Source organism: Pedobacter sp. W3I1 (assembly GCF_030816015.1).
Classification (GTDB): domain Bacteria; phylum Bacteroidota; class Bacteroidia; order Sphingobacteriales; family Sphingobacteriaceae; genus Pedobacter.
This window is the reverse complement of record NZ_JAUSXN010000001.1, coordinates 3,136,047-3,149,832: the sequence shown is the minus strand read 5'-3', so window position 1 is coordinate 3,149,832 and position 13,786 is coordinate 3,136,047. Positions and strand designations below refer to the sequence as shown.

Annotated in this window: 11 protein-coding genes; 5 read left to right on the top strand and 6 right to left on the bottom strand. The window is 36.3% G+C overall.

Annotated features, from left to right (window positions below):
- Nucleotides 1-318: 318 nt before the first annotated feature.
- Nucleotides 319-1,671, top strand: a complete 1,353-nt coding sequence (locus tag QF042_RS13135) for a PhoH family protein (RefSeq protein ID WP_307529048.1) — start codon at nucleotides 319-321, stop codon at nucleotides 1,669-1,671.
- A gap of 248 nt (nucleotides 1,672-1,919) precedes the next feature.
- On the opposite strand, the gene QF042_RS13130 is transcribed toward QF042_RS13135, so the two are convergent.
- A complete protein-coding gene (locus QF042_RS13130) occupies nucleotides 1,920-3,131 on the bottom strand; it encodes a TCR/Tet family MFS transporter (RefSeq protein WP_307529046.1) in 1,212 nt (403 codons plus the stop codon).
- A 534-nt stretch (nucleotides 3,132-3,665) separates the two neighbouring features.
- On the opposite strand from QF042_RS13130, the gene gyrA reads away from it, so the two are divergent.
- The 3 genes from gyrA to QF042_RS13115 all read left to right on the top strand — a co-directional run bounded on the left by gyrA (nucleotide 3,666) and on the right by QF042_RS13115 (nucleotide 8,617).
- Nucleotides 3,666-6,257 (top strand): DNA gyrase subunit A, encoded by a 2,592-nt coding sequence (gene gyrA / locus QF042_RS13125; RefSeq protein WP_307529044.1) that lies wholly within the window; start codon nucleotides 3,666-3,668, stop codon nucleotides 6,255-6,257.
- Between the two features lie 26 nt (nucleotides 6,258-6,283).
- The gene (locus tag QF042_RS13120; RefSeq protein ID WP_307529042.1) at nucleotides 6,284-7,372 is read left to right on the top strand and encodes a tetratricopeptide repeat protein; all 1,089 of its coding nucleotides are present in this window, start codon (nucleotides 6,284-6,286) and stop codon (nucleotides 7,370-7,372) included.
- A gap of 156 nt (nucleotides 7,373-7,528) precedes the next feature.
- On the top strand, nucleotides 7,529-8,617 hold the full coding sequence (locus QF042_RS13115) for a lipopolysaccharide assembly protein LapB (protein ID WP_307529040.1): 1,089 nt from the start codon (nucleotides 7,529-7,531) through the stop codon (nucleotides 8,615-8,617).
- 127 nt (nucleotides 8,618-8,744) lie between these two features.
- On the opposite strand, the gene QF042_RS13110 is transcribed toward QF042_RS13115, so the two are convergent.
- Entirely contained in the window at nucleotides 8,745-9,776 is a 1,032-nt protein-coding gene (locus tag QF042_RS13110) for a hypothetical protein (protein ID WP_307529039.1), read from the bottom strand.
- A gap of 106 nt (nucleotides 9,777-9,882) precedes the next feature.
- Here QF042_RS13110 and QF042_RS13105 point away from each other — a divergent pair, with 106 nt between their 5' ends.
- Nucleotides 9,883-10,584 (top strand): endonuclease V, encoded by a 702-nt coding sequence (locus QF042_RS13105; RefSeq protein ID WP_307529037.1) that lies wholly within the window; start codon nucleotides 9,883-9,885, stop codon nucleotides 10,582-10,584.
- A 15-nt stretch (nucleotides 10,585-10,599) separates the two neighbouring features.
- Here the strand turns inward: QF042_RS13105 and QF042_RS13100 are convergent, their stop codons facing one another.
- The 4 genes from QF042_RS13100 to QF042_RS13085 form a co-directional block, all read right to left on the bottom strand.
- A complete protein-coding gene (locus QF042_RS13100; protein ID WP_307529035.1) occupies nucleotides 10,600-10,944 on the bottom strand; it encodes a hypothetical protein in 345 nt (114 codons plus the stop codon).
- Nucleotides 10,945-11,859, bottom strand: a complete 915-nt coding sequence (gene hemF / locus QF042_RS13095) for an oxygen-dependent coproporphyrinogen oxidase (protein ID WP_373459070.1) — start codon at nucleotides 11,857-11,859, stop codon at nucleotides 10,945-10,947. It lies immediately after the preceding gene.
- A 106-nt stretch (nucleotides 11,860-11,965) separates the two neighbouring features.
- The gene (locus QF042_RS13090; protein WP_307529033.1) at nucleotides 11,966-13,198 is read right to left on the bottom strand and encodes an MFS transporter; all 1,233 of its coding nucleotides are present in this window, start codon (nucleotides 13,196-13,198) and stop codon (nucleotides 11,966-11,968) included.
- 101 nt (nucleotides 13,199-13,299) lie between these two features.
- On the bottom strand, nucleotides 13,300-13,521 hold the full coding sequence (locus tag QF042_RS13085; protein WP_307529031.1) for a coproporphyrinogen III oxidase: 222 nt from the start codon (nucleotides 13,519-13,521) through the stop codon (nucleotides 13,300-13,302).
- Nucleotides 13,522-13,786: the final 265 nt, after the last annotated feature.

The window sequence follows — 13,786 nt, the reverse complement described above, 5'->3', positions numbered from 1 at the left end:
CATCGAAAGATTGGATAATAAGAAAATCGCACAGGCCCAAACAGAGATTATTGAAAACTAAGAAGTTTACGGACAGAAGAGTTGGAAATAAATTTTCACGAATCGCAAAAGTTGCAAAACCTAACGATAACGGAAAAATCAAAGTAACAAGAATTAGGTGCTTTAAAATGCGACTACGGTTGTTTTTAGAGTTAAAACGGGGAACTGAATCGAAAGAAGAAGGACCCCGTTTTTATTTTGTCTAAAATTTTGATCTTTTGATCAAAAAAGAATAGCGAATTCTTCCGCATATCACCCCTAAAATATTAAATTTACCAAATGGCCAAAAAAGGTAAATCAGTCTCCAATCAATCAAAAAAGATATTCGTTTTAGATACCTCGGTTATTTTATACGATCATGATGCGATTAATAACTTCCATGAGCACGATGTAGCCATTCCCATTCAGGTTTTAGAAGAACTCGATAATTTTAAAAGTGGTAACGATACCCGGAATTTTGAAGCCAGAAGTTTTATCCGCCTCATTGATGAAACTTCAAAACAAAAACTAATCAGCGATTGGATTTCACTAAAAAGTTCTGACTCAGGAAAATTTAAGGTAGTTTTAAATGAAAAGCCCTTAACCATAAATGCGGAAGAAGTTTATGGGAAAGGAAAAACCGATCATAAGATTTTAAATGCGGCCTTAAGTTTAAAAGATGAATATCCTGATAAAAAAGTAGTACTGGTATCGAAAGACATTTGCCTGAGGTTAAAAGCGAAAGCTTTAGATTTAAATGCAGAAGATTATGAAACAGGAAAGATTAAAAATGTTGATGAACTTTACGCCGGAAAAACAGAACTTATAGATTTTCCAATTGAGCTAATTGAGGAGGTAAAAAAACAGCCTTTTATCGATGCCAGCGAGATCGAATTACCACCAAAAAACGCCAACCACTTTTATATTTTAAAGAATAAGAGAAAAACTGCAAACGTATTTTATAACAACAGTTTAAAAACGATTACTGCGGTTTCTACCGACCCGATATTTAAAATCAAACCCAAAAATATTGAACAGGCATTTGCCATTCATGCACTTTTAGATCCAGAAATTAAGCTGGTAAGTATACAAGGAAACGCCGGGACAGGTAAAACACTCCTGGCTTTGGCGAGCGCTTTAGAACAGCGTAAAAATTTCAGGCAGATTTATGTTACCCGGCCAATCGTTTCGCTGAGCAATAAAGATATCGGTTTCCTACCAGGTGATGCAAAATCGAAAACTGATCCTTTTATGGCACCCATTTGGGATAATCTACGGTTTATTAAAGAGCAGTTTATCGGTGATGATAAAATGTCGGAAAAAATTGATGAACTGATTGTAACCGAAAAGATAGCGATTGCTCCATTGGCTTTTATCCGCGGAAGAACCCTCACCAAAATTTTCTTTATTATTGATGAAGCGCAGAATTTAACGCCACATGAGGTGAAAACAATAATATCGAGGGCAGGCGAGCATACCAAAATCGTTTTTACCGGGGATATTTATCAAATCGATACTCCTTATCTCGATTCGGAAAGTAATGGCTTGTCATATCTGATCGAAAACGCGAAAAACCACCCGCTTTACGCACACATTACCTTGCATAAAGGCGAAAGGAGCGAGTTGGCAAATTTAGCAAATGAATTGCTTTAGGCTTTCTATTGAAAGAACATCTCCTTTTTTGCGTTCCGCCGAGGTTGTATCATAAATATAGTTTGTCATCCTGAGCCTGTCGAAGGACCTGCTTAAAATACTCTTTAGGTGTTTCGACAGGCTCAACATGACAGCATCTGAGTTGAAATTGACTTTTTGATGCACTCTCCTTCATCCAAGCAGGGTACGTATTTTTGTTCCGTGTGCTTCCGTGTGCTTTAGTAGATGATGACCGCGTTTAAAGCTTACTAATGATATTTCTTCAAACTCCTCAAACAGATAAACAAACCAATTAAAGTTAGCAACGCACTCAGTATAAATGGTGCGCCTGGAAAATAAACCGGAGCCTTACCTTCAATAAAATATGCAAAGATATGCGTCATTACCCAAGGGGCAAATATGGCCGCTAAACTTTGTAAACCTGTTAAAACACCCTGCATTTCGCCTTGTGCGTTCGATGGTACCTGGTTCGAAATCAAACCCTGCATGGCTGGTCCGCAGATTCCGGCTAAACCATAAGGTAGCATAAAAGCAAACATCATCCAGCCTTTTGACGCAAAAGCAAAGGCGATAAAGCCGATGATGTATAAAATGAGGCCGAAGTAAACAGCTTTCTTTTCTCCAATTTTAGGTAGGATTACCCTTATTAAGCCACCTTGAACGATACCCACTACCAGCCCCACAAAGCCTAATGAATAACCCACCCATGCCGCATCCCATTTAAATTTCTCCATGGTATAAAATGTCCAGTTGGATTGAACAGCGTGACTGGCAAAGTATAATAAGAATAAGGTAGCCATCAGGCCCAATAATGCAGGGTATTTGCCAATGCTTAACAACGAACCGATTGGATTTGCCCTCTTCCAGTCAAACGCTCTGCGTTTTTCAACAGGCAAAGATTCTGGTAATATAAAATAACCATATAGCCAGTTGACTAATGATAAACCTGCTGCAATCATAAAAGGAACCCGGGTGCCAAAATGGCTAAAAACTCCACCTAAAACTGGTCCTAAAATAAACCCAACACCAAAGGCAGCTCCAACCAAACCAAAATTCTGTGCTCTTTTTTCTGGAGGCGAAACGTCTGCAATGTAAGCTTGAGCGGTTGTAAAACTGGCTCCTGTAATACCCGCAATAATCCTTCCTACAAATAACCAAACAATAGAAGGGGCAAAGGCTAAAAAGATATAATCAATACCAAGACCGAATAAAGAGCTTAGCAATACTGGCCTGCGACCATACCGATCGCTCATTGCACCAATAATAGGCGAAAATATAAATTGTACCGATGCATAGGCAAGCGTGAGCCAGCCACCATATTCTGCTGCCAAACCGAAGCCACCACCGGTAAAATCCTGTATAAGTTTTGGTAAAACCGGAATGATTAACCCAAAACCTGTAAAATCGATCAGGAGGGTAACCATAATAAAACTCATTGCAGATTTCTTCTTGTTTGCCATTAGATGTAAAATTGAAACGTAAAAGTATCAGAATTACTTAATATTATAAATTTTAGTTATACAAGCCTATTAGGATTAAAAAAACATCCATTAAAAATCGTTATCTATTTGGTTTTGGAAAGCAGTTGTTGCACTAATAGGTAAATGCAATCCGCTAGCGTCGGGTTTAAGTGTGGCCGCCATTGTGCTACTATTTGTGGTTAATAAACCCGATTGCAGTGAACATCCTGATCCTTCATCAGGATAAAACGGAAAGCGGGAGCTAGGTGTGCTATGAAAACCGAACCTATCTTTCCAAAAAACATCTAAATTGAAGGATAATAAAAAACGCCAGTTTACAAAACTTGCGAAGCTTAAACTAAAAACGCTTTAAACTAACCTTCAATAAATTAAAATTCCGTTGGGAGTAAAAAACCTATCACAAAGGTCAAAACTTTTCCACAATGCCTTAATTCGGCTAAATTTTGTTAAATTCGCAAGGTTATAGTAACACCCTTTTTTTAATATCGTTTTAAGTAGCGAGAATAATAATTTATGGCAGAAGATTTAGAAAATCAGCAGAACGACAAAATCATTCAAATTAATATAGAGGAGCAGATGAAATCGGCCTACATTGATTACTCAATGTCGGTAATCGTATCAAGGGCTTTGCCTGATGTACGCGATGGATTGAAACCGGTACACCGCCGTGTTTTATATGGTATGCTCGATCTTGGTGTAACCAGTAATAAACCACATAAAAAATCTGCCCGTATTGTAGGGGAGGTATTAGGTAAGTATCACCCACATGGTGATGCATCTGTATATTTTACCATGGTTCGTATGGCTCAGGATTGGAGCTTACGTTACCCAATGGTTGATGGACAAGGAAACTTTGGTCACATTGATGGTGACTCTCCGGCTGCAATGCGTTATACTGAAGCACGTTTTTCGAAAATTGCTGAAGAAATGCTTGCCGATATCAATAAAGATACTGTAGATTTTCAGTTAAACTTTGATGATACCTTGCAAGAACCGACCGTTTTACCTGCAAAAATCCCTAACTTATTGGTTAACGGATCTTCTGGTATTGCAGTAGGTATGGCCACCAACATGGCACCTCACAATTTAACCGAGGTAATTGATGGTGTAGTAGGTTATATCGATAACAGAGATATTACTATTGAGGAATTAATGAAGTTTGTAAAAGCTCCGGATTTCCCTACAGGTGGTATTATTTATGGCTATACTGGTGTAAAAGAAGCTTTCGAAACCGGCCGTGGCCGTATTGTAATGCGTGCAAAAGCCGAAATCGAGAGCATTAAAGACCGTGAAGTGATCATTGTTACTGAAATTCCTTACCAGGTTAACAAAGCACAAATGATTGAGCGTACTGCTGAATTGGTTGGCGAGAAAAAACTGGAAGGTATTTCGAACATTAAAGATGAATCGAACAAAGATGGTATCCGTATCGTTTACGAAATTAAACGTGATGCAAATGCATCTATCGTTTTAAACAACCTATATAAGTATACTGCATTACAAACTTCGTTCAGTGTAAATAATATTGCATTGGTAAAAGGCCGTCCACAAATGTTAAATCTTAAAGATTTAATTGTGCATTTTGTGGATCACCGCCATGATGTGGTTGTTCGCCGTACCCGTTACGAATTGTCAGAAGCCGAAAAACGTGCACATATTTTAGAAGGTTATTTAATTGCTTTAGATCATTTAGATGAAGTAATTAAACTGATCCGTGCTTCCGAAACCCCTGAAGATGCCCGTTTAGGCTTGATGGAAAAATTCGGACTGAGCGATATTCAGGCACGTGCGATTTTGGACATGACGCTTCGTCGTTTAACAGGACTAGAGCGTGATAAGATTAAAGAAGAGTATGCAGAGTTAATGAAAACCATCGAGCATTTAAAATCTATCTTAGCAGATGAGGGTTTGCGTATGCAGATTATTAAAGATGAGTTAGCAGAAATCCGTCAGAAATTTGGTGATGAGCGTAGAACAACTATCGTTCACTCAGCCGAAGATATGAGTATGGAAGATTTCATCGATGATGAAGAAGTGGTTATCACCATCTCTCACGAAGGTTACGTAAAACGTACTCCAGCAACGGAATTCAGAGCACAGGGTAGAGGGGGAAAAGGATCTAAAGGCAGTACTTCAAGAAATGAAGATTTTATTGAGCACATGCTCGTGGCCACAAACCACAACTATATGCTGTTCTTTACTGAAGCCGGAAGATGTTTCTGGTTGAGGGTTTATGAAATCCCGGAAGGTTCACGAACCAGTAAAGGAAGAGCGATCCAGAATATCATCAATATTCCGAAAGAGGAAAAAATTAAAGCTTACATTAAGGTTAAGAACCTAAAAGATCAGGAATATTTAGAGAACAATTTCATCATTATGTGTACTAAAAAAGGTACCATTAAGAAAACTTCTCTTGAAGCGTATTCACGTCCACGTGTAAATGGTATTAATGCTATCAATATTAATGATGGTGATGTATTATTGGAAGCTTGTTTAACTAACGGACAAAGCGAAATAGTGATGGCATTGCGTTCTGGTAGAGCAATCCGTTTCAACGAAAGTACGGTTCGCCCTATGGGTAGAACTGCTACCGGCGTACGTGGTGTTAGGCTGGCACACGATCAGGATGAAGTTGTTGGCATGATTGCTGTAAACAATCCTGAAGTTACGGTGTTAGTAGTATCAGAAAAGGGATACGGTAAACGTACCGATATTGAAGACTACCGTGTAACTAACCGTGGTGGTAAAGGGGTAAAAACAATTAATGTTACTGAAAAAACGGGACAATTAGTTTCTATAAAAGACGTTACAGATAGCGAAGATTTGATGATCATTAACCGTTCAGGTATTGTAATCAGAATTCCGGTATCAGCATTGAGGGTAATGGGCCGTGCCACACAAGGGGTTCGTTTAATCTCATTAAAAGGTGATGACGAAATTGCATCGGTTACTAAAATTGATCACGAAGAGGATGAAGAAGAAACAGTAGATTTAACAGATGTTGTAGTTACAGACGGTGAAGAAGTAGAAGCAGATCCTACTCCTGAAGCTGATGATACTGAAGAAGAGGCTGATTCTGATAACGAAACGGAAGAAGAAAATTAACTAAAAATTAGATTAGAATAAAAATTATGAAAAGAGTATTTCTAAGTATAGTTCTAGCAGGTGCGGTAAGCTCTGCATTTGCTCAGAAAAGTGAAGTAACCGCGGCAAAAAACGACTGGGGTTTATTCCAGTTAACTTCTTCAAGCGCATCGACTCCATTGGCTAAAAAACTGGAGTCGTTAGCAAAAGGATTAGCTCATACAGATAAAGCTATTGCTGATGAAAAATCTAAAGTGATGCCTGAAGCGTGGTCTTATCGTGCTTTATTTGCTTCTTCTGCAGCAATTTTAGATTCAGTAAGCACTGCAAATGCCGATGCAAATTTGAAAATTGCTCAAGATGCAGTTGTTGAAGCGAAAAAGTTAGATACAAAAGGAAGTGAAAAAGATAATATTAGTTTAGCTGAAACCAATATTAGCAACGCAGTTAGAAATGGTGGCGTAATTGCTTACAATAAGAAAGATTACAAAACTGCCTACTCCAAATTTGTGGCAGCAACAGTAATCAATCCAAATGATACCGCCATGTATCTAAATGCAGGTATTGCGGCCAGACTTAATGAAGATTATCCGAATATGATTACCCAATTCAAAAAAGTAATCTCTTTAAATTCTCCACAGTCTAAAGATTTGTATAATGAGATTATCACAACTACTTTAAGTAAACAAAAGGATACAACAGCTGCTTTGGCCCTTATTAAAGAAGCGACTGCTAAATTCCCTGAAAATACAGAATGGATCAAAACTGAGACTCAGATTTATATTGATAGGGGTGATGCAGCAAAATCTGAGCAGATGTTAATGGCCTTGGCAACAAAAGAGCCTAACAATGCGAACTATCAGGTTTTATTGGGTAATATTTATTTTAGCCAGGCTTTAAAATTACAGGCCGACAGAAATAAGATTGACGCAAAAAAAGTAAAAGAATTTAACGAAGTAACAGGTAAAATGAATGCTTTATTAGATAAATCTCTTCCTTTTTACAAAAAAGCGTTAGAAGTTGATGCAAAAAATCAGGGTGCTTTAGAAACATTGAAAACAATTTATGGCTTCAGAAATGACACTAAAAATTACGAAGATGTTAAAAAACGTTTAGAGGCACTGCCTAAACAATAATTCTGATATCGATTTAAAAAAAGAGCGCTGAAATTTCGGGGCTCTTTTTTTTATGTTTATTTTTATGGTTTATTACGGTTTTACCACATTATTTATCTTATGCAGAATTGCTTTAAAATATCATTAATCGTCTTAATTTTTGTCTCTTTTAATGCTGTGGCCCAAAAATCTCAAATCCTTATTGCCAGAAATGCCGTGGGTAAACTGCAGGCATCTATAGCCAATAAAGAAGATGAGAAAAAGCAACTTGCTATTATAAACGAAGGTTTAAAGTCAATTGAGTCTGCAGAAAAAGATAATAAAACAAAAAACTGGGCCGAAACCTGGTCAATAAAATCTTACCTGACTTCATTTGCTGCATTAATCGATACTGATCCGAATAATGCCAACAAATTTTATGATAATGCAATTGAAGCTGTTACCAAAGCAAAATCACTTGATCGATATGATGACAATTCAGGCTTAATTAAAGCTTCAAACCACAACATCTTAATCAAAAAACAAGAAAAAGGCAATGAAGCTTTTTTTAATAACGATTTTAAAGAAGCATTTACAGATTTAAAAGAAGTAGGAGACAATTTCCCTGCAGACACTACTTTAGCTTTAAATACAGCTATTTGTGCATTAAATATCCAGGCTTATGATGAGGCTTTAACTTATTTTAAACGTGCGAAAGAAAACGGAATTAAAAATCCATCTGTTTTTCAGAAAATGGCACAAATGTATGTGGTTAAATCAGAAAATGAAACCGCAATTAAAACCTTGGAAGACGGACTTGTGCTTAATCCATTCAACCGTTTTTTAACCAACGATTATATCAATCTTTTACTCGATACCGAGAATTACAGCAAAGCACAGGGATTAATCGAAAATAATTTAAAAGTAGAAAAAGGAAGTAAGCTGCTATATTTTCTTTACGGTTATCTGCAGCAGCTTGGTGGAAATAATGCTACGGCTATTTTGGCTTATAACAAAGCTTTAGATACAGATCAAAATTATTTCGATGCCTTGTATCAATTGAGTTTAGCTTATATTAATACAGCCAACGAAACCCTGGGTAAAAATGAAGCAGATAAAACTGCTAAGTATAATGGATTAATTAACCATGCCCAGTTTGCTTTGCAACGTGCAAATGAAATTAATCCGAACGATAAGAAAACTGTTCAGTTACTGATCGAAATCTACACCAGAAAGAAAGCTAACGACAAAGTTCAGGAGCTTAGCCGAAAACTTCAGGAACTGTAATTGAGTTGGCGATTTGTATCAATAGGATAGTATAAGAAAATTTAACTTAACATAATATTAATTATAAGACATAATGCAGGAACAATTATATGTCTTTTAGGGTGTTTGTTTTGTCTTCACATTTAGTTTAGAACGCCATATTTTTTATATCATATTCAAGTGTAGCCCTCAAGTTCTCAAGTAGTTTGATATCAAGTTGCTCAATGGAATTTAGATAACCTCGTTCTAATGTGAATGTTGTTAAAATATCATTAATGTCTTTTACCATATTTACATCTTTATATTGAATCTCAACATCGTAACTTACAAATGAGGTTATTGGCTGACCAGAACTCGGTATGGCACCTTGAAGTTGACAGGTTTTAAATAATGTATATAAATTTGCATCTTGAGTAATAAAATACATAACTTGATCTATACATGTGTTAATTGCACTAAAATGTACCATACGCATATGGAATAAATCCCAGGCAGTACCCCAAAGTACTCTAAAAATATCATCTGGATGTTCTCCTTTTTTATCTAGAGCAATCATTTTTTTAAATCTAGAATCTCCGCCAAATATTCTGATTGCTAATTGAATCTCTGAAGCCATAGAGGCATTAAGGTGTTTATTGGACCAATGCAAGAATAACCTTAGATTTTTGATGACATTTTCCTTACTAGGATTATTCTTTTTACATAAAGAATAAATTTTCAGCACCGTGACATAGCTCATAAGCTGCAAGGGAAATAAACATTCCAACGCCCGACTATCAGTATCGTTTACTTCTACATAATAATTAAAAATTTGTTCATTTAACTTGGAAGTCTCAATAAATGGAGTATCGAATGTGTATGTAATCTTATTTACAAAATCTTGATATTTAGCGATATTTAGTTTATTCAAGCTTTCTTTGCACAACTCCATTGAGCCAAACTTTGAAGAAACTTCAATATTATATTGCTGGCAAAACAGTATCAATATTTCTACATTTGTTTTTGATTGTGTTTGTCCCTGCTTGTTTTCAAAATAACTAACTATGTCTAAACATAGATTGGCATCTAGATAAAAAAGGATTGAAGAGTTTTGATTTTCAGTACGTTGTCGTTGGATTGTATCTGAAAGTATGGTTTCACCATTATGAGTGAGTATGTAAAATGAATGTAGAGCAATCATAATTTCAATTATAACAATTAATTAAATATAACACAACACACAATGTAATAGATTGTATGAAGCAGTATAATAAAACAATAATGCTTAAGAATTTGTACTAATAACCATGTACGACCACTATAGCTTCGAAGATGCAGCCGCTTATCAGATTGAATTAGCCAAACAGTTAAAATTCCAACCGCTTGGTGAAATTAAAACCATTACTGGTGCAGATATTTCTTTTAATAAAAACAGCACAACGATGTATGCAGGAATGGTAATCTTAAGTTATCCTGAAATGGTTTTAAAATCATTCGCCTTAGAAACTTACGAAACGAGTTTTCCGTATAAAGCAGGATTTTTAGGTTTTAAAGAAATTCCGGCATTATTAAAAGTTTGGGCATTGATTGCAGATAAACCAGATGTTGTCGTGTTGGATGGAAATGGAATTTTGCATCCACGGCGCATGGGCGTTGCTTCGCATTTTGGAATTCTTGCTAACCAAGCTACAATTGGTTGTGCTAAAAGCCTTTTATATGGTAAAAATCATCAGCCGGCAAATGTTAAATATAACACTGCAGAAATTAAAAATAATGCAGGCGAAATGCTTGGCTTTGCACTGAGAACAAAAATCAATTGCGAATCTGTTTACGTTTCAGCTGGGCATTTAATTACGCAAGAAAAAAGCCTTGATGTCATTAAAAAATGCGTTGGAAATTACCGGATCCCAGAACCAACACGTATGGCGCACAACATTGTAAATGATTTTAGGATTGGAAAGCTAAAAGCAGGTTTTCATGAGGTGTCGCCCCCATTAACTTTGTTTTAAAGATTAAACCCAAAATTAATTCAAGCTGCAACCCTCTAAATTACCGTCCCAATTTTCTTTTTCATTGGTTACAATTTCCAGAAAATCTATTTTACCGTTGGTAACGTCCAGGCAATAAGTTAATTCATTTTTCAGGTTCGGAGCTGTTAGTTTTGGTTCGGCACTGAGTAAACCGTTTTCAAATTCTTCTTCTTTAAATTGCTTTAAGTAAACAAAATTTATAAACAGACCAGTATCGGTTTTTTTAGCATTTTCGACCATTATAAAATCTAAATGCTCAGACAGGTAGTTGAATTTTTCTAAATTATCCTGTATGATCGCTTTCAGCAGCTGAAGTTCAAAATCTTTTAATTCAGTCATTTAGATCCAGTTAATTCCTTTTTTAAGTAGTTGTTGGGTTTTGTATTCATCTGAATTAATTTCTGGTTGAACATTATAACCCCAGTTTGCCTGTGGTGGCAAACTCATTAAAATAGATTCTATTCTTCCGTTAGTTTCTAAGCCAAATTTCGTCCCTGAATCGTAGACTAAATTAAACTCTACATAGCGGCTACGGCGCTGATATTGCCATTGTTTCTGTGCTTCGGTAAATTCTTTATCGCGGTGACGGTCAATTAATTCTGTATAAATTGGTAAAAATGTTTCGCCAATATTAATGGAAAAATCTAAAATCTCCTCCCACGATAAATTGGTATTTTCAGGTTTTAGCCGATCGTAAAAGATACCGCCAATACCACGGGTTTCTTCACGGTGTTTAATAAAGAAATAATCATCGGCATGTGTTTTAAATTTTGGATAAAATTCAGCGCTGAAATCGTCGCAAGCCTGTTTTAGCTTATGGTGAAAAAAACGGGCATCGTTTTCGAACACGTAATGTGGCGTTAAATCGATACCACCACCAAACCAACGTGTTTGTTCGTTCAGTTCAAAGTAGCGGATATTCATATGGATAATCGGAACCAGCGGATGATTTGGGTGAATCACTATTGAAACGCCAGTGGCAAAAAAATCATCTTCGGTTACATTAAAGGCTTTTTTTATTGCTTCAGGCAGCTTGCCGTGCACTGCAGAGAAATTTACCCCCCCCTTTTCAATAATTGCACTATTTTGCATAATCCGGGTACGTCCGCCTCCCCCACCGTCTCGCTCCCAGAGCTCTTCTTCAAATTTCCCTTTGCCATCGGCAATTTCCAATCCTCTGCAAATTTCATCCTGTATTTGCTTATACCGTGCTGCTACTTCTTCTTTAAACATGATGACTTTTTCTATTTCCATACAAATTTAAAGGTATTCAAGCAGCTATATTGATTTATGTTTAGATAGTACATTTTATTGACATTGTCTCTTAGTTGAGAGTTATTTGTCATAAGTAGGAAGATTATTACTCTTCTAAATAATCCAAATCTTTGTTAAAACTTTCTTTTAACTGGCTCAAACCGAACATTGCAATCAGGGTTAAGATTCCCATTACTAAATAACCTGCAGTAATTAATCCGTATCTATGGGTTAAGAACTCGAATAAAAATGTAATAGGGATTAGTGCACCCCGAACAAAATTTGGAGCGGTTGTAGTTACAGTAGCCCTTATGTTGGTTCCAAATTGTTCTGATGCAATAGTAACAAAGGTGGCCCAATAACCTACAGAGAAGCCCATAAATAAGCAAATCCAAATAAAATTACCACCCGTTAAGCCGAAACTGGTTAGATAAACAACCACACTCGCCACAGAAAGTAAGTGAAAGATAAAGACTGTTTTTTTTCGCGATTTTAATACCTGAGAAAGTAAACCTGTAACCACATCCCCTATGGCAATTCCAAAATAGGTAAACATAATTCCAGTACCTGCTTTTAGTGGTTCTGTTGCGCCTAAAGCTTTGCCAAATTCTGGCGCTAAAGTAACCAGGATTCCTACCACAAACCATAATGGAATACCGATTAAGATACAATAGAGATATTTAGAAAAACGTTTCCAGTTGTTAAACAACATAAAAATATTTCCTTTTGATACTTCAGTTTGGTTAGCTGCATGTTTAAACATGCCCGATTCAAATGTACCTACACGCAATAAAAGCAAAACTAAACCCATGCCACCACCTACAAAGTAAGAGGTTTGCCAGGTAAATTCAGCTGCTACAGTTGCCGCAACAGCTGCACCCAGTAAACCAACAGCACCTACAATCATGGTTCCATAACCACGCTTTTCTTTATCCATGGTTTCTGCAACCAAAGTGATTCCTGCACCAAGCTCTCCGGCTAAACCAATGCCGGCAATAAACCTGATGATGGCATAACTATTAACCGATGTAACAAAACCATTCGCAATATTGGCCAGTGAATATAAAAGGATTGAACCAAAAAGAACTTTTATCCTTCCTAGTTTATCGCCGAGTACACCCCATAAAATTCCACCTAAAAGTAAGCCGAACATTTGAGAATTAATGATCAGGAAACCATCAGATTGCATGTCGGCCTGCGAAACACCGATTTCAGTTAAACTTTGAACACGAACAACAGAGAATAGAACAAGATCGTAAATGTCGACGAAATAGCCCAGGGCAGCTACAATGACTAAGAAAATTACATTACGGTTGTTTGCTTTTGCTTGAAGATCCATTTAATTATTTGGTTTAAGCACTGAAAGTACGCAATAACACAAATATTTAAAATAGATTTTTAAAATAAAAGCCACTCTGGTTTTAGAGTGGCTTTTAGCTCCTACATTGGAGGATTTTTTTTCGTTGTATCAGGTGGCGTTTTGGTGGTGTCAGGCACTTTTTTAGATGTTGTGTCTGGCGTCGTTTTAGTAGTATCCATCACTTTTGTAGAATCCGTCGTAGTACTGTCTGAAGAACCAGCCATATTTTTAGACGAATTGCATGCTGATGTGGCTATCATAAGAGAACCCGCAAAAGCAAGACTTAAGATTATTTTTTTCATAGTTTTTTATTGTTATCTATCAAAGTTAACAACCTTATAATCATTTGGTTTTATTTTTTTTTACTTCATAGTGGTTATTATATACCTATTGTATTGATTATTAACGAATTGTAAACATAAAATAAAGGAGTTATCTATGGTGAATTTTTAATTTATTTAGTAAGTCCGGTGATACATTTCAGCATATACCCCATAACCATCTACCAATACACCCTTTAAATTTCCAACATTTGAAGAAATAGCGTAAACAACGAGCTATCCGCCG